Origin of the sequence: uncultured Flavobacterium sp. (assembly GCF_963925185.1) — a bacterium.
In the GTDB taxonomy this organism is placed as follows: Bacteria; Bacteroidota; Bacteroidia; order Flavobacteriales; family Flavobacteriaceae; genus Flavobacterium.
The window spans coordinates 1-17,885 of the sequence record NZ_CAWURC010000005.1 but is presented as its reverse complement, the minus strand read 5'-3'; the positions used below and the strand labels follow the sequence as shown (position 1 = coordinate 17,885).

Sequence of the window (17,885 nt, the reverse complement as noted above, 5' to 3'; positions counted from 1 at the left end):
TTCAATCCACGCAAAAGGCGTGGGATTTCCTCTTCTATCAGGGCTAGGGCATTCGTGTTTTAATTAAAATCCTAAATAAACGATTATTTCTACTCTCAAAAGGACAATTCCAGTAATGATGATATTAAAAATCGAAAGCGGGATCAAAATTCTCCAACCCAAATGCATCAATTGATCATATCTAAATCTTGGAATAGTCCAGCGAATCCACATGTAAAAGAAAATAAAACCGCATAATTTTATAAATAAAGCTATAATTCCTAATACGTTGGCTATATTTACTCCCCAGTTTTCTACAGCCCAACTCATTCCGGGATAATTATAACCTCCAAAGAATAAAACCGCTAAGATTGTTGAAGAAATGAACATATTAGCATATTCGGCAAATAAGTAAAAACCCATTTTCATGGAGGAATATTCGGTGTGATACCCTCCAATTAATTCGGTTTCACATTCCGCTAAATCAAAAGGCGTTCTGTTCGTTTCTGCAAAGGCACATATCAAGAATATTAAAAAAGATAAAGGTTGGTAAAATACGTTCCAATGCATTCCTGATTGTTGAATCGAAATTTCTTTTAAACTTAAAGTCCCTGTCATCATTAACAAAGCTACTACAGATAATCCCATAGCAACTTCATAAGAAACCATTTGAGAGGCGGCACGAATGGCTCCAATCAACGAAAATTTATTATTAGAAGCCCATCCACCAATCATAATCCCATAAACCCCTACTGAAATAACCCCAAAAATATACAAAACAGCGATGTTAATATCCGTCGCCTGAAGTAAAATATCTCTTCCGAAAAGGTGAAAACGGTCGCCCCAAGGAATCACGGCACTGGTCATCAAAGCGGTTCCCATTGCAATTCCGGGTCCAACCATGAATAAAAATTTGTTGGGTGTATTGGGTGAAAATTCTTCTTTGGCAAACAATTTCAAACCATCGGCAAGCGGTTGAAATAATCCGAAAGGGCCTGCTCTGTTCGGTCCAATTCTATCTTGTAGAAAAGCAGCCACTTTTCTTTCGGCCCAAGTAGAATACATTGCCATAAGCATTGTTACGCCAAAAACAACTAGTATTACAACACTTTTTTCTATAATAAAGGCACTATCCATTTTTAGTAGAATTTACAGGTTCGCCATCTATTTTTTCGTCGTAATCAATCTCTGCCATACTTATTTTTTTCCGGTCTTCATCTCTACCTACTAGAATATTTTTTTCAGTATCAATCTCCACAGTTGCTGCTTTTCCAAAGTATTTGTTTTGGTTGATAACCGAATCTTTTTCAAATTCTCTTGGCCCTTCAATTACCCAGTCACTCACCTCTTTGTGGTCAAAACGACATCCGTTGCAAATGAATTCATCTACTTCATGGAACTCATCTTTTCTACCAGTAACTCTTTGAATTTCGTCACCAAACATCCAAACGGTTGTTTTTCCGGAGCAAGTCGGGCAATCTCTGTGTGCATTGTAAGGTTTGTTGAACCAAACTCTCGATTTGAATCTAAAAGTTTTGTCGGTCAAGGCTCCCACAGGGCACACATCAATCATATTTCCCGAAAACTCATTGTCTATTGCTTGCGAAATACAAGTCGATATATTCGAATGATCTCCCCTGTCCATCACTCCGTGAACGCGATTGTCTGTTATTTGGTCGGCAACCATAACACATCGGTAGCAAAGAATGCATCGATTCATGTGCAATTGAATATTCGGTCCAATATCTTCTGGTTCGAAAGTTCTCTTTTCTTCTATAAAACGACTTTCTGATTTTCCGTGTTCGAAGCTTAAATTCTGCAAATCACATTCCCCCGCTTGGTCACAAACCGGACAATCTAAAGGGTGATTGATCAACAAGAATTCCGTCACCGATTTTCTGGCTTCTTGTACTCTTGGTGATGCTTTGCTGTTTACTTCCATTCCTTCCTGACAGCCGGTTACGCAAGAAGCCATTAATTTTGGCATTGGTCTTGGGTCGGCTTCACTTCCTTTGGCAACTTCAACTAAACAACAACGACATTTGCCGCCGCTTCCTTTTAGTTTTGAATGGTAGCACATTGCTGGTGGAACCACTTCTCCGCCAATCATTCTAGCCGCTTGCAGGATGGTTGTTCCTGGTTCAACCTCTATCGCTTGACCGTCTATTGTTACTTTCATTGTGGTAAATTCTTGTCTTTATACTGTTAATTTAGAAACTAAATGCTTCACACTTTCAAATGGTTCGGCAACAAAATGGTTTCTATTTTTTATTTTTTCCGGAAAACGGATGTGATATTCAAATTCTTCTCTAAAGTGACGAATCGCTGCCGCCACCGGCCAAGCTGCTGCATCACCTAATGGACAAATCGTGTTTCCTTCAATTTTGCTTTGAATACTCAAAAGCAAATCGACATCTTCTTCACGGCCATAACCGTTTTCAATTCTATTCAATACTTTTTCCATCCATCCTGTTCCTTCTCGGCAAGGCGAACACTGTCCGCAACTTTCATGATGATAAAAACGAGAGAAATTCCAAGTATTTCGTACGATACAAGCAGTGTCGTTGTAAACAATAAATCCACCTGAACCTAACATAGAACCCGTTGCAAAACCACCGTCACTCAAACTTTCGTAAGACATTAAACGGTCGTCGCCATTGGCTGTTTTATAAACTAAATGAGCAGGTAAAACCGGAACGGAACTTCCTCCGGGAATAAATGCTTTCAACGGTCGGTCAGAACTCATTCCGCCCAAATATTCATCAGAATTCATAAATTCATAAACGCTCAATCCCATTTCGATTTCGTAAACCCCAGGGTTCTTGATGTGTCCCGATGCCGAAATTAATTTTGTTCCAGTAGATCTTCCGATACCAATTTTAGCATAATCGGCACCTGAATTATTTACAATCCAAGGCACTGCCGCAATTGTTTCTACATTATTTACCACAGTTGGGTTTGCCCAAAGCCCTGAAACTGCTGGAAATGGTGGTTTGATTCTAGGATTTCCTCTTTTACCTTCCAACGATTCAATCAATGCGGTTTCTTCTCCACAAATGTAGGCTCCAGCACCAATTTGAACATATAATTCTAAATCGAAACCAGATCCTAATATATTCTTCCCTAACCAACCTGCCGCTTTTGCTTCGGCGATAGCATGTTCCAGTATTTTATAAATCCACATGTATTCTCCACGAATATAAATATAGGATAGGTTGGCACCCAAAGCAAAACTGGATGTAATCATTCCCTCAATCAATAAATGAGGAATGTGTTCCATCAAATACCGGTCTTTAAAAGTCCCGGGTTCTGATTCATCAGCATTACAAACTAAATGTCTTGGTTTTCCTGATCTTTTATCTATAAAACTCCATTTCATTCCTGCTGGAAATCCTGCACCACCACGACCTCTTAACCCTGAAGTCTTTACTTCTTCGACAATTTCGTCTGGTGTTAGTGTTTTCAGGGCTTTTTCTACAGATGAATACCCACCGTTTTGGCGATATACTTCGTAGGTTTTAATTCCTGGAATATTTATTTTGTCTAATAATATTTTTTGTGACATATTATTTATCGTGTAACGTAATTTTATTATCTCTACAATCAGCAATGATCTGATCTACTTTTTCCTCGGTAAGGTGTTCTTTGTAAAAATCACCCAATTGCATCATCGGAGCATAACCGCAAGCTCCTAAACATTCAACTCCTCTTACTTCAAACATTCCATCAGGAGTAGTTTCTCCAATTCCTACGCCTAATTTTTCGCAAGTATAATCCATTAAATCCTCAACTCCATTCAAACAACAAGGAGAAGTTCTGCAAAATTCGAACATGTATTTCCCGATTGGTTTTTGGTTGAACATCGAATAAAAAGAAACGACTTCATAAACCTCGATGGGTTTGATAAGAAGTATTTCGGCGACTTTGTCCATCAATTCAAAACTCAACCAGTTTTCGTGGGCGTCTTGAACTTCGTGTAAAACAGGCAGCAAAGCTGATTTTATTTTGTCTTCGGGGTAATGACTGATTAACTCATTGATGCGAGTCATCAATGTTTCAGTTATGTTTATTTCTTGTTTGTAATGTGTTCTTTCCATTTTTATAATTTTTGCCACAAAGGCGCAAAGTCACAAAGTTTTTTTAAATTTTAATTCTTAAATCGGTATTCTTCAATCTGAAATTTCTACGCGTCTAATTCTCCGGCAATAACATTTAAACTTGACAAAATAACAATTGCATCCGAAAGCATTGCCCCTTTTATCATTTCGGGATAAGCTTGGTAATAAATAAAACAAGGTCTGCGGAAGTGCAATCTATAAGGCGTTCTGCTTCCGTCGGTTACTAAGTAAAATCCTAATTCTCCGTTTCCGCCTTCTACTGCGTGATATATCTCTGCAACAGGAACCGGAATTTCTCCCATTACAATTTTGAAATGGTAAATCAAAGATTCCATATCGTGATATACATCTTCTTTTGGAGGCAAATAATAAGCAGGAACATCAGCGTGAAATTCATTTCCTTCTGGCATTTTATCTAATGCTTGACGAATGATGCTCAAACTTTCCCAAACTTCGGCATTACGAACACAAAAACGGTCGTATGTGTCTCCTGATTTTCCAACAGGAACGATAAAATCGAAGTCTTCGTAAGAAGAATACGGTTGCGCCACGCGAACGTCATAATCAACTCCGGCAGCACGTAAATTTGGACCTGTAAACCCGTAAGCCATTGCCATTTCAGCAGAAATTGGGCCCACGTTTACTGTTCTGTCTATGAAAATTCTGTTTCTTTCGAATAGGTTTTCAAATTCTTTCCAAGCGACTGGAAAATCTTTTAAAAACACGTCTAATTTGCGAAAAGCTTCTGGAGACCAGTCTCTTTCGAAACCGCCCATTCTTCCCATATTTGTAGTTAAACGAGCTCCGCAAATCTCTTCGTAAATTTCGTAAACTTTCTCTCTAAATTGAAAAACGTACAAAAATCCAGTATAAGCTCCGGTGTCAACTCCAAGGATCGAATTGCAAATTAAGTGATCTGTAATTCTGGCTAATTCCATCACGATAACCCTTAAATATTGTGCTCTTTTAGGGACTTCAATATCCAATAGTTTTTCCATTGTCATCCACCAACCCATATTGTTTATAGGTGATGAACAATAGTTCATTCGGTCAGTAAGTGGTGTAATTTGGTAAAAAGGACGGTTTTCGGCAATTTTCTCGAAAGCTCTGTGAATGTAACCAATGGTTGGTTCTGCCTCGATAATTTTTTCGCCATCCATCAACAAAATATTTTGAAAAATACCATGGGTCGCAGGATGTGTAGGACCTAAATTCAGAATTGAAAGTTCACTTCCGTCTTCGTTATGACGCTCATTAATTATTTTAGCATAGCGATGCTCTGGGGGTAATAATAGTTCTGACATTTATAATGTTGAATTATTTATTTATTATCTTTTTGAGGTGTTCTTCCAAAGAAACGGTCGTCTTTGTCTGTTCTTCCTCCATCTTCCATCGGAAATTCTTTTCGCATTGGAAAAGAAACCATTTCGTCCATATTCAAAATACGTTTCAACTGTGGGTGGCCAATAAAATTGATTCCGTAAAAATCATATGTTTCTCTTTCCATCCAATTGGAACAAAGAAAAATGTTGGAAACCGATTTTATTTCTGGTTTTTCACCGTTGATAAACGTCTTAATTTTTATGCGTTTGTTTTCGTGCCAATTATGTAAATGATATACAATTGCAAATTGCCTTTCAATTGCATTGTCCGGATAATGAACTCCGCATAAATCGGTCAAGAAATGAAAGCGCAATGTTGGGTCGTTTTTTAGAAAAAGGATAATGGCGGTTATTTTGTCAGCGGTAACTTCTAATGAAAAGATGTCTTTTTCTTGATTGAAATGGAAAACATTTTCGCCAAATGTTTCCACTAATTTATCTTGAATTTGTGTTGTTTCTAAAGTCATTTCCTTATTTGATATTATAAGACGCCAATAATTCCTGATATTCTGGAGAACTTCGTCTTCTTACGGATTCGTTTTTCACTAATTCTTGCAATTGCATTACGCCATCAACAATTTGTTCGGGTCTTGGCGGACATCCCGGAACGTAAACGTCAACCGGAATTACTTTATCAATTCCTTGCAAAACCGAATAGGTGTCAAAAACTCCACCTGATGAAGCACAAGCTCCAACGGCAATTACCCAACGAGGTTCTGCCATTTGTTCGTATACTTGGCGTAAAATTGGCCCCATTTTTTTAGAAATAGTTCCCATTACCAAAAGCATATCGGCTTGACGAGGAGAAAAACTCACGCGTTCCATCCCGAATCTTGCCAAGTCATAATGTGAAGCCATAGTTGCCATAAATTCAATTCCGCAACATGATGTTGCAAAAGGTAATGGCCAAAGTGAATTGGCACGAGCTAGTCCCACGACATCATTCAGTTTTGTAGCGAAGAAACCTTCGCCAACAACGCCTTCTGGAGGGGCAACCATTGTTATATTTGAATCACTCATTTTTGTAAAATTATAAATTACAAATTATGAATTATGAGTTCATAATTTAAAACATTTTAATAAATACTTTAAAAACTTGAATTTTGGCATTCGTAATTTCTAATTTGTAATTATTTTTATTCCCATTCCAATGCTTTCTTTTTGATGATATAGAAAAATCCCACCAACAATAAAAGCATAAAAACGACCATTTTCAACATTCCCTCTACCCCCAATTCCTTAAAATTGATTGCCCAAGGATAAAGAAAAATAACCTCGACATCAAACAAGACGAAAAGAATAGCAACTAAAAAATATTTTACCGAGAAAGGAATGCGGGCATTTCCTACAGATTCAATTCCGCATTCGAAGTTTTGATCTTTAATTTTTGAGGATCTCTTAGGGCCTAATTTTCCTGAAATTATTATAATTCCGGCAACAAAGGCAATGACCAAAAGCAATTGCATTAATATTGGAAAAAAATCTAATTGACTTGATTGCATAATAAGTGTTGTGTTATTCTAAAATAAGGCACAAAGATAGGCCTCAAGGATTTAAAACACAAGTTTAAAACAAAATTTAGTTTAAAGAAAAATAGAATTTTTTTTGATCTAGTAGTTGCGATTTTTTTGTTTTTTAAACGCAAAAAAGCGTCCCGATTTATCGGGACGCTTTAAACATTCGTAAGTAATAATTTTACTTAGATAACGGCTACTTTCGCAGCAACTTTTCCTTTTCTTCCTTCTTCTTCTTCATAGCTAACTCTGTCACCTTCACGAAGTTCTTCCGCGTTGATTCCTGAAGCATGAACAAAAATGTCTTTTCCTGTTTCTTCGTCTGTAATGAATCCGTAACCTTTTGACTCATTGAAAAATTTAACTGTACCTGTACGCATTGTAATAATAATAATAATTTATAATGTTGCAAATCTAATATATAAAATAATACAAATGCAAGTAATACATATATATTTTTAAAAATATTTGAATTTCAACGTTTTAAAACATGTTTCGCCGACTATCTAGACGATATCTAGTTTTATGTGCAGCTCTTTTAACTGGATTTCGTCGATAATTGATGGCGCATCAATCATTACATCTCTTCCAGAGTTATTTTTTGGGAAGGCAATAAAATCGCGAATCGTCTCTTGTCCCCCTAAAATGGCAACCAATCTGTCCAATCCAAAAGCCAATCCGCCGTGTGGGGGAGCGCCATATTGGAATGCATTCATTAGGAAACCAAATTGATCTTCGGCTTGTTCAGCCGTAAAGCCTAAATATTTAAACATTAATTGTTGTGTGGTTTTGTCGTGAATTCTTATAGAGCCACCGCCAATTTCGTTTCCGTTCAAAACCATATCATACGCATTGGCACGAACCGATTTTGGATCTGTTTCCAATAAGTGCATATCTTCGGGTTTTGGGGAAGTAAACGGATGATGCATTGCGTGATAACGACCCGTTTGCTCCGCAAGTTCACCCTTTGGGCTCGGGTCTTCTTCAAATTCTAATAACGGAAAATCAACTACCCAAAGTGGCGCAAATTCGGCTGGATTTCTCAATCCCAAACGATTGGCCAATTCCATTCTTAAGGCAGAAAGTTGCGTTCTGGTTTTATCGGCTGGACCAGAAAGCACAAAAATCATATCGCCTCCTTTTGCACCAGTAACTTTTGCCCAATTTGCTAAATCTTCTTGGGCATAAAATTTATCTACCGATGATTTGAACGTTCCATCCAGGTTGCATTTGACGTAAACCATTCCGCTTGCTCCAATTTGTGGACGTTTCATCCAATCTATTAAAGTGTCGATTTCTTTACGAGTATATTCGCTTGCTCTGGGAGCTGCAATTCCAACTACCAATTCGGCAGCATTAAAAACAGGGAACTCTTTGTGTTGCGCTACCTCGTTTAATTCGCCAAATTCCATTCCGAAACGAATATCCGGTTTGTCATTTCCGTACGTTTTCATTGCGTAGTCATAGGTAATTCTAGGAAATTTTTCTACTTCAATACCTTTTATTTCTTTCAGTAAATGGCGTGTCAATCCTTCGAAAACATTCAGAATATCTTCTTGTTCTACAAATGCCATTTCACAATCTATTTGTGTAAATTCCGGTTGTCTGTCGGCGCGCAAATCTTCATCACGGAAACATTTCACGATTTGGAAATATTTATCCATTCCACCCACCATCAATAATTGTTTAAACGTTTGTGGCGATTGTGGCAACGCATAAAATTGCCCTTCATTCATTCGAGAAGGAACAACAAAATCCCTAGCTCCTTCAGGAGTCGACTTGATTAAATAAGGGGTTTCGACTTCGCAAAAATCTAAATCCGAAAGATATTTTCGAACTTCCATCGCCACTTTGTGACGAAAAAGCAGGTTGTTTTTCACCGGATTACGACGAATGTCGAGGTAGCGGTATTTCATTCGAACGTCTTCACCACCATCTGTTTCGTCTTCGATTGTGAAAGGTGGAGTCAATGAAGCATTCAGTATTTTGAGTTCTGTAACTAAAATTTCGATATCGCCAGTTGGCATATTTTTATTCTTGGCTTCCCGTTCAATAACGTTTCCTTTGGCCTGAATTACGAATTCACGACCCAGGGTTTTTGCTAGTTCGAAAACTTCTTTATTGCTGCGACTTTCGTCGAAAATTAATTGGGTAACTCCATAACGGTCGCGTAAATCGACCCAATTCATAAAACCTTTATCTCGCGATTTTTGAACCCATCCCGAAAGCGTAACTTCGTTGTTGATGTGTGAGGCGTTCAATTCGCCACAGTTATGACTTCTATACATTATTTGATTTTTAGACTACAAAAGTAAAAACAAAAATCAACTTTATTCTAAAAACGAAGAAACTTAGTTATAAATAATATTTTAAATTAGTGTTAATTTTTAATTTGCTTTTAAAAATAAAAGTAAATTTGGAAAAGTAAATTTAAAAATCACGTTTTATGAGAAAATTGTTTTTTATAGCAATAGTATTTGTTTGTAGCAATAGCGGCTTTGGCCAGGCCAATAAATACGTTACGTTTCAGGCTGAAATCGCTAATAAATTTGGAGATGTAATCTCTTTTACGGACACCAATAATAAATTAATTAAAAAGATTCAAGTCGACAAAGAAGGGGTGTTTAGAGACACTTTAAACGTTGTGCCGGGGAGGTATCAATTGTTTGACGGAAACGAAATTACAATGGTTTATTTAAAAAACGGCTTTGATTTAAAGTTAAAAATGGACGCCACGATGTTTGACGAATCTATAGTTTATACTGGAAATGGCGCAGCTGAAAATAATTTTTTGGCTCAAAACGCCTTATTTACAGAGAAAGCTAACATAGGAAGTTTGCTTGCCTCTAGCGAAACAGATTTTTTAAAAGGACTTGACAAGAAAAAAGCGGAAGATTTGGAGCGTTTAGAAAATAAAAAACTAGACCCTATTTTTGTTGATCTTCAAAAGAAAAGTGTTGATGATGATTATAACGCGATAGTCAAGTATTTCAAACAAAATTACGAAGCAAATTTAATCAAAAGCAAACTTAATAATACGATGTCTCCACCATTTGACTATCTAAATCACAAAGGAGCAAACACAAAACTCGAAGATTTAAAAGGGAAATATGTTTATATCGATGTTTGGGCAACTTGGTGCGGACCGTGTCGTGTCGAAATTCCATCGTTAAAACAAATCGAAGAAAAATATCACGATAAGAATATTGCCTTTGTGAGTATTTCTGTAGATGTTGACAAAGATTTTGAAAAATGGAAAACATTCGTTACCGATAAAGAGTTAGGAGGAATACAGCTATTTTCCGATAAAAACTGGAATTCAGATTTCATGAAAGGCTATGGAATTAACTCTATTCCAAGATTTATTTTAATTGATCCAACAGGGAAAGTTGTAAAAGCCGATGCCCTACGACCTTCTAACCCGGAATTACAAAAAGAACTTGATGCACTTTTAAACTAATTGAAATTTTTCTGTTCTTTTATTCCTGAAAGAGACTCCAAAATTATCAGGGAAATGTTTTTTTAAACGAAAATTTATATGTAGTTTTATGTCATACAGAAGGCGTACTTGTTGACATAAATTAGCGGAATTATTTATCTGTTCTGTGTGTTAAATCAATACTATTGCATCTATAAAGAAATCGGCTTTCACAAGTTTTTGTGGGAGCCGATTTTGATTTTATCAATAACAAAATAGTTCTCAAATTCCGTGAATTTCGAATATAAATGTCGTCTGATTCGCTCAGCAAAATAGAATAATTTTTTACTATATTTCACATAAATATTGGCTGTTTTACAACTTCAAGACACTACATTTCAGTATCTTGACCAATATTTATAACGCTTTTTTAAACTAAATAATTACACCCAACGGGTTAAGTAGTAATTAATTAAACAAAATCTGTTATAGATTTTTAGCCGTCTCATTTCGTCAAAACTATAACACAAGGAAATTGAATGTTAGGCATCTATTGTTATAAAAAAAGCTGATTAACTCCAGGAATTCCTTGCCATATTTCTTTGCTTTTCCTTTTCCACCCTCACATTTCTGTGAAGTCTTTTCTTCAATTAGCGCCCCCTATTATTCAAAGTTGCAACACAACTAAATCAAAAATGGAACTAAAACCCTTATTACATTAACCCAAGTTGTTTCATGAAAATAGTGTTGTCAAAATAATCTTGATCTTTAAAAACCTTTCCCTCTTTCATTAATACCAATATATCGCGCTCCATATCTCTAACCAAACTATACATGTATTCCATAGGTTAATGCCATTTCTAAAAAATAAAAACCGACCGCTTTTGCGGTTCTAATTAAATTGTTAAAAAACTAAAAAGCCCGAACTGCACGCACGTAATTTGGGGGGTTGGTCTTGACAATGGTGTCGAGCTGATCACCATTGGTAAAATCCTGAGACCACGCAAAGGCACTGCTAATCTCCGAAGAACTCCAGTATCGTGCATTAGCAAAACCGCCAACATTCCCTAATCCCAAAACATTTCCTTGTCCTATGTTTTTATACATTAAATCCAATTCATCCTTGGAAGGTAAGAACCAATCAGTATATCCGGCAAGAGCTAGATTAGCACATATATCTGCTGCTGTATTTATTAATGTGCATCTTGCTTCTATGTCGATCGTGTTTTGAGCTCCTGTACCTATTGCAGTGCCATCGGCTCCTGGTATTATATCTCCATAACAACCCCAGATTGCATTTGATTGGGCTGTGCTAGCTGCAATCAAACCGCCACCACTACCATTGAGATAAAAGACATAACCTCCTTGGTATAAATCGCCTATAGCTAGTTGTCTGACCGTAACTGTTCTTGTTGCTGTTCCTGTATTTAATGATGCATCTGTAGCAGTGTATGTAATTGTATAAGTACCCAAAGTATTTGTATCTATTGTGCCTGATGTGATAACTGTTTCGCCTGTATCAGCCGTTGCTCCAGCATCCGTCCAAGTACTTCCCTGTCCTGCTGTATCTGTGCCAGGTGTAACTGTGATCACTGGTGTAACAGAATCTGGGCTAGAAACCCAAGTTGGTTTTCCTGAAACGAATTGAAGTAATGCCCCATTATTTCCAGGGGTAATAGTTTGCCAAGTGGTACCATCCCAATAATTCATTTCGCCAATTACTGTCCCTATAGGCATACCTATTTTTGCAGTATTTAATGCAATTGCTGAATTCTGAGTGGTTTGCTCTGTTTCTATTACTGAAATTGAAGTCGCATTGGTAGCAATGCCAGAAATATTCTGGTCACCTGTATTTATGTTTGTAGTATTGCTGATAGTTGTTGCCTGATCTGTAGTAATACCTACTTTTGCAGTATTTAATGCAATTGCTGACAATGTTCCTGCATCCGCCGTAATTGAAGTCGCATAACTAATTTCACTAGTTGTAGGATTATAAGTTAATATATTGGAATTTGCACTCGAAATAATTCTTAATGGTTTAACAAAAAAACCAGTAGTTGTGGGACTTAATTCAACACCAGATGCATTAATTGCAATACTATTTGCAGGTTGAGAAATTTTTCCTGCATTAGTACCTATCGCAATAGAATTTGAACCTTGTGTATTATATCCCGCGTATTGCCCAATTGCTATTGAATTAGCACTTTGATCACTAGATGCTGCTGCATAACCTAGTGCTATTGAATTAGAGCCTTGATCCGTAATTCCAGCTGAAGTACCTAGTGCTATTGAATTAGAGCCTTGTTTAATTTTTCCAGCTGCATAACCTAGTGCTATTGAATTAGAGCCTTGTGTATTTATTCCTGCCTCATACCCTAATGCTATTGATTTAGAGCCTTGCTTTAGACTACCAGATCCACCTGCGTCCCTCCCTATACCTATAGCCCAACTACTTCCGGTACCCGCCGTTACCCCCCATGATGAGCCATTCCACCTTAAAATTTCACCTGAATTTACTCCTGCCAAACCGGTCATAGAACTAGTTCCATTGCCAATTACCAATCCAGTCAATGTATTGGCACCAGTGCCTCCATTTGCCACAGTAATTGCTGTTCCATTCCATATACCACTTGTGATAGTCCCAACACCCGTTAAATTAGAACCCGTTACTGTAGCGTTTAATGTAGTTCCATTTAAAGTTCCTGCATCCGCTGTTGTAGGAATTGTTATATCTCCAGTACCATCAAAATCAACATTATTGATCTTCCTTGCAGTTGCTAGTTTTGTTGCAGTTGCTGCATTACCAGTAACATTTGTTTGGTCACCTGTATTTATGTTTGTAGTATTGCTGATAGTTGTTGCCTGATCTGTAGTAATACCTACTTTTGCAGTGTTAGCCACTATAGCACTCGCTTGATCTGTAGTAATCCCTGTCTTTGCACTATTACTTGTAATGTCTGATGCTTGTTGAGCTGTGATTCCTGTTTTGGCTGTATTCGCCGCTACAGCTGCATTAGCAGAAACCAATGCTTCTGTGTATCCTACTTTTGCAGTATTTGCTGCTACATCTGTATTAGCTGATACTGCTGCTTCTGTATATCCTACTTTTAATGTGTTTGCTGCTACATCTGTATTGGCTGAAACTAATGCGTCTGTATAACCAACCTTAGCGGTATTTGCTGTAATTGCAGATGCTTGAGCTGTTGTGATTCCTACCTTAGCAGTATTTGCTGCTACATCTGTATTGGCTGAAACTAATGCGTCTGTATATCCAACTTTAGCAGTGTTAGCTGTAATAGCGGATGCTTGTTGGGTAGTGATTCCTGTTTTGGCTGTATTTAATGAAATGGCAGTTGCGTTTACTGAAATGGCAGAAGTATTTAAATTTAAGGCAACTTGTGTAGCATTACTTATAGGTTTACTCAGATCGCTAGTATTATTAACATTTTCTATTCCTAAATTTGTTTTAGCACCTAAAACAGTAACAGCATTTGTACCTCCATTTTCTATTGCGACAACGCCGGTTACATTCCTAGCATTTATTGCTGAAAAAGCAAAAGGCACCGCTGTAAAGGGTTGGTTACTAATAATTGTAAACGAGGAACAATTGCCATTTGTATCTATTGATACCACCAGACTTTTCTTCAAATCATTCCACACAATAGATGAAAAGGAAGCGGCGTAACCTCCTGTTCGATTTCCGGTTCCTATAATTAAATTTACCATTCCAAATTGATCTGTTGTGACCTGGATAGCTTCTTGATATTCTAGCCTTGAAAATTCATCTAGGAATTGAAACTGCATACAAATATTTTTGTCGACCATCGGCGAATTTGTATTATTTACTCCAGGCAATTGCTCGCCACTAGGGTTTAAAATAACTGCCTGATAGGTAATTCCATTAGTTTGAGAATAACTTTTGGCGGCTAAAAAAAGAACTATAAGTAGGATTATCTTTTTCATAATAAGTAATTAGTTAATTGGAAAATGAAAACCCAATTGAATTTGTTGGGTACTGAATGAAAGCTTTTCTTTGGTCGTATTGGATACATTTAGATTTTGAATAACACTATAGTCAAGACTTAAATAACCAAAAGACTCGATTTGGTATTTCACCTGAAAAGCAGCCGATGCCCCTATCCAGATGCCGGAAAATTCTTTTTGATGAACCAAATCATAGTAAGTGCCATCTATCTGTTGCTTACCATAAATAATAGTCGATCCATTTAATCCACAATTCAGTAAGAAATCAATATTTTTACTATCTGGAAGGAATGAATAATAAATCTTAGCTGCAGCACCAAGGTATTGCGTGTCCCAGCGGTAAGAGCTTGCAGAAGTACTTCCAATAGCATTGTACTCATTTAAAGAAATACCTAAGCCATATGAAAAATGTTCATTTTCATCCGGGTTTGTAAATCCTAATTCATAGCTGTTTCCAGAACCGCTTTGCAAGTTGGAGCTCGACTGTAAAAATTCATTTGTATAGTTATATTTTGTAAAATTCTTCGCGGTTTTTACATATAACTCTTGAGAAAATCCTTTACTAGAAAAAAGGAAAATGGCGAATAAAAAATAGTTTTTAATCATTGTTTAATAATTTTAGTATAATAACTGAAGTTAGTAGAAGTAAGTCGAACCAAGTATTGTGAAGTAGGTAGTGAAGCTAAATCAATAGACAAAATGCTGTTAACAAACATTCTGTTTTGATCATAGATTATGCGCCCTCTTATATCATAAACACAAACTTTAATAGGTTCAAGAATGGGCTTTGAAATTTGAAAATTAATGGTTTCGGTAAACGGATTGGGATATGTTATTGTTATAATGTCTTCTATTGCATCTATTTTGTTAGAAGCAATGTATTTACTCCAAAGACTTTGCTGAAACCCTTGAATAATTATGAATTTATCATTTGAATTTCCTATGGCACTTTGCTGACCAATAGTTTGATTAATAACAAGCCCGCTATTTGTAGTTATTGATGCTCCTTGTGAAGATAACATCTGATGGTGTAAAACTTGACCGTAGAAAGCGTAGCTAAAAAAAAGAAATAAATATTTCATGTTTTAAAAATTTCAACTAAAATATAAAAAAATATAATAAAAAATGTTTTTTTATCTAAAAAAAATACTGGTGTCTGTTTTTCAAGTAATTAGTAAGTGTTTTTTATGAAATTAGTAATTATTTAACACTTATAAATATTTAGATTTGTACAACACGAAAAAATACTAATTTAATTTTATTAATTATCAACTGATTCAATCTGGTTATTTAAGAACAAACACATTAGAATCCTAAGCAAAAGAAGTAGGATTTGCCTCTTACAATCCTTTTCTTTCCAGTTTTAGAAATATAATCTTAAAATTTCCAAAAGAATATACATCCGAAATAATAAAGGTTCAACCGTATAGTTGAACCTTTATAAATAAAAAAATTAAATGATTATTTTTTATAATATTTTTTGTATTTTGGATACGTTATTACTCCAAGCAAAGTAATTGCTGTCAAAGATTGCCAAATCCAACTTAATGATTTTGCTTCGCCACTTGCATAAGAATGCAATCCTACTAAGTGGAAATTCACACCAAAATAAGTAAACAAAATGGATACGAAAGCTATAACACTCATCAGGTTAAAAACCCATTTTCCTCTTAAAGAGGGCACAAAACGAGAGTGAATCACAAATGCATAAACCATGATACTAATCAACGCCCAAGTTTCTTTTGGATCCCAGCCCCAGTAACGACCCCAGCTTTCATTAGCCCATTGCCCTCCTAGAAAATTCCCAATGGTTAACATAATTAAACCAATAGTCAAAGCCATTTCATTGATGTATGTTATTTCTTTGATGTTCAATTTCATTACATCCTTATTTTTTTCATTGGTAAACAAAATCAACAATAAAGAGACTATTCCTAAAATCATTCCCAAGGCAAATGGCCCGTAACTCGCCACGATAATCGCCACGTGAATCATCAACCAATACGAATTAAGAACGGGCTGTAGATTTCCAATTTCAGGATCTATCCAGTTCATATAAGCTGCCATTAATATCATGGCGCTCACAAAGGCTGATGATGCCACGGTAAGTTTAGATTTAATGTCGAAAGCCAATCCGAAAAACATAGTTGCCCATCCCACATAAATGATAGACTCATACGCATTACTCCAAGGAGCGTGACCTGAAATGTACCAACGAGCGATTAATGCCAATGTATGCAAGGTGAAAAGTAATGCTATAATAATGTGCATGGAATTTACCAATATATACAAGGCTTTTCTTTCTTTAAATATTTTTAGAATGGTAAAAAACAACATCAAAATAGCTGCAAACATATACCAATAGGGTAGTTTCTTGAAAACATCATATTTGTTATACAATATCTCTGAAGTTATTTTTTCTTCACTTGGTCTTACCTTACTACCAAATTTTTTCTGAAAACCATTGATGCTTTGTACTAATTCGTCGGCTTGTTTATAATCACGGGAAGCATTAGCAGTGCTCAAAGCTCCGAAATATAAGGGAAGAATACTTGATGTATATTTTGCGTCCATTCCTTTAATACCGGAATTTGATAATTCTGGGTACGAAACCCATTTATTGTTGGCATCATCAGGAATTGGAAAAACCTTCAAAATGGTACCACTCAAGGCCGCTTCCATCAAATTTACTTTTTTATCGGTTTCGATAAAATCCTTTTCAAACTGGTTTGGATTTGCATTTTTGTAGGCAGCATCTAAATAAGACGCCAATTTATAATTCCCGGAATTGTCAAAAAAGTTAAAAAACGACGCGTATTTTGTTTCTTTATCAATACCAATAATTTTGCGAATGCTATCGTTTCCAGCCTTGATGTAGATCATTGGAATTTGAATCCAGGTATTACCGTCCAATGTCATTGACAAAAACACTTGGTCAGAATTCATATTATTATAAGTGTCCTTATGACTCACTTTTCGCAACAGTTCAGACGAAAAAGTATTAATAGGCTTCATTCTACCTCCAGCATCTTGAACTACTAATCTTCCAAATTTTGCCGCATGAGATTCTGGAATCTTATTTTTATTTAGTATCGAATCCAACTGTTTTACGGTTAAAATTTGCATGTTGTGGTTTTGTGCGAAAGCACCAAAGCTCATAAACAATACTACTATTGCTAATAAATTTGCTTTTTTTGTTTTTACAACTTCTAGTTTTCGTTTTAAATCAGCAAAGCGCGAATACTTGGTGAAAAGAATCGCACACATAGCAAAATACAACATAAAATAGCCAAAGTAAGTAATCAAAGTTCCCCAATAATCATGATTTACAGATAAAATCGTTCCCTTCTCGTCAGGGTCAAAAGACGATTGGAAAAATTTATAGCCGCGGTGGTTTAGTATATTATTCATATAAATGTGAAAATCAAAATCGTCATTTTCAGCATCTAACACACTGACTTTACTTTCAAATGAGGCATAGCTCTTTTCG

At 36.1% G+C, this 17,885-nt stretch carries 16 protein-coding genes; 1 reads left to right on the top strand and 15 read right to left on the bottom strand.

The genetic code is table 11. The annotated features are described in order from the left end of the window. Positions 1-63 precede the first annotated feature (63 nt). From nuoH to aspS, 10 genes are all read right to left on the bottom strand, one after another. Positions 64-1,116 carry an NADH-quinone oxidoreductase subunit NuoH gene (gene nuoH, locus AABM59_RS01465; RefSeq protein WP_338407211.1) on the bottom strand — a complete coding sequence of 351 codons (1,053 nt, stop codon included), beginning with the start codon at positions 1,114-1,116 and terminating at the stop codon, positions 64-66. Beyond that, positions 1,109-2,158 carry a 2Fe-2S iron-sulfur cluster-binding protein gene (locus tag AABM59_RS01460; RefSeq protein WP_338407210.1) on the bottom strand — a complete coding sequence of 350 codons (1,050 nt, stop codon included), beginning with the start codon at positions 2,156-2,158 and terminating at the stop codon, positions 1,109-1,111. The genes nuoH and AABM59_RS01460 overlap by 8 nt, the downstream gene beginning before the upstream one ends. Before the next feature lie 18 nt (positions 2,159-2,176). Further along, the gene (nuoF, locus tag AABM59_RS01455; protein WP_338407209.1) at positions 2,177-3,544 is read right to left on the bottom strand and encodes an NADH-quinone oxidoreductase subunit NuoF; all 1,368 of its coding nucleotides are present in this window, start codon (positions 3,542-3,544) and stop codon (positions 2,177-2,179) included. A gap of 1 nt (position 3,545) precedes the next feature. Continuing rightward, positions 3,546-4,076, bottom strand: coding sequence for an NAD(P)H-dependent oxidoreductase subunit E (locus tag AABM59_RS01450; RefSeq protein ID WP_338407208.1), 531 nt, complete (start codon positions 4,074-4,076; stop codon positions 3,546-3,548). Between the two features lie 86 nt (positions 4,077-4,162). Further along, a complete protein-coding gene (locus tag AABM59_RS01445) occupies positions 4,163-5,401 on the bottom strand; it encodes an NADH-quinone oxidoreductase subunit D (RefSeq protein WP_338407207.1) in 1,239 nt (412 codons plus the stop codon). A gap of 17 nt (positions 5,402-5,418) precedes the next feature. Next, entirely contained in the window at positions 5,419-5,946 is a 528-nt protein-coding gene (locus tag AABM59_RS01440) for an NADH-quinone oxidoreductase subunit C (protein ID WP_338407206.1), read from the bottom strand. Between the two features lie 4 nt (positions 5,947-5,950). Further along, positions 5,951-6,499: an NADH-quinone oxidoreductase subunit B gene (locus AABM59_RS01435; RefSeq protein ID WP_338407205.1), complete on the bottom strand. Its 549-nt coding sequence runs from the start codon at positions 6,497-6,499 to the stop codon at positions 5,951-5,953. 116 nt (positions 6,500-6,615) lie between these two features. Continuing rightward, the gene (locus AABM59_RS01430; RefSeq protein ID WP_338407204.1) at positions 6,616-6,981 is read right to left on the bottom strand and encodes an NADH-quinone oxidoreductase subunit A; all 366 of its coding nucleotides are present in this window, start codon (positions 6,979-6,981) and stop codon (positions 6,616-6,618) included. A gap of 197 nt (positions 6,982-7,178) precedes the next feature. Then, positions 7,179-7,373 carry a cold shock domain-containing protein gene (locus AABM59_RS01425; RefSeq protein ID WP_007137066.1) on the bottom strand — a complete coding sequence of 65 codons (195 nt, stop codon included), beginning with the start codon at positions 7,371-7,373 and terminating at the stop codon, positions 7,179-7,181. Between the two features lie 126 nt (positions 7,374-7,499). Continuing rightward, entirely contained in the window at positions 7,500-9,281 is a 1,782-nt protein-coding gene (gene aspS / locus AABM59_RS01420) for an aspartate--tRNA ligase (RefSeq protein ID WP_338407203.1), read from the bottom strand. Positions 9,282-9,439: 158 nt separating this feature from the next. On the opposite strand from aspS, the gene AABM59_RS01415 reads away from it, so the two are divergent. Then, the gene (locus AABM59_RS01415; RefSeq protein ID WP_338407202.1) at positions 9,440-10,453 is read left to right on the top strand and encodes a TlpA disulfide reductase family protein; all 1,014 of its coding nucleotides are present in this window, start codon (positions 9,440-9,442) and stop codon (positions 10,451-10,453) included. 671 nt (positions 10,454-11,124) lie between these two features. Here AABM59_RS01415 and AABM59_RS01410 read toward each other — a convergent pair. The 5 genes from AABM59_RS01410 to ccsA all read right to left on the bottom strand — a co-directional run. Next, positions 11,125-11,256, bottom strand: a complete 132-nt coding sequence (locus AABM59_RS01410; RefSeq protein WP_338407201.1) for a hypothetical protein — start codon at positions 11,254-11,256, stop codon at positions 11,125-11,127. 67 nt (positions 11,257-11,323) lie between these two features. After that, complete coding sequence (locus AABM59_RS01405; protein ID WP_338407200.1) at positions 11,324-14,374, bottom strand: immunoglobulin-like domain-containing protein; 3,051 nt, start codon at positions 14,372-14,374, stop codon at positions 11,324-11,326. Between the two features lie 9 nt (positions 14,375-14,383). Beyond that, positions 14,384-15,001, bottom strand: coding sequence for a hypothetical protein (locus tag AABM59_RS01400; protein WP_338407199.1), 618 nt, complete (start codon positions 14,999-15,001; stop codon positions 14,384-14,386). Continuing rightward, a complete protein-coding gene (locus AABM59_RS01395) occupies positions 14,998-15,477 on the bottom strand; it encodes a T9SS type A sorting domain-containing protein (RefSeq protein WP_338407198.1) in 480 nt (159 codons plus the stop codon). Before AABM59_RS01395 ends, AABM59_RS01400 begins: the two co-directional genes overlap by 4 nt. A 379-nt stretch (positions 15,478-15,856) precedes the next feature. Then, positions 15,857-17,885, bottom strand: a 2,029-nt coding sequence (gene ccsA, locus AABM59_RS01390) for a cytochrome c biogenesis protein CcsA (protein WP_338407197.1), incomplete at its 5' end; no start/stop codon positions are given.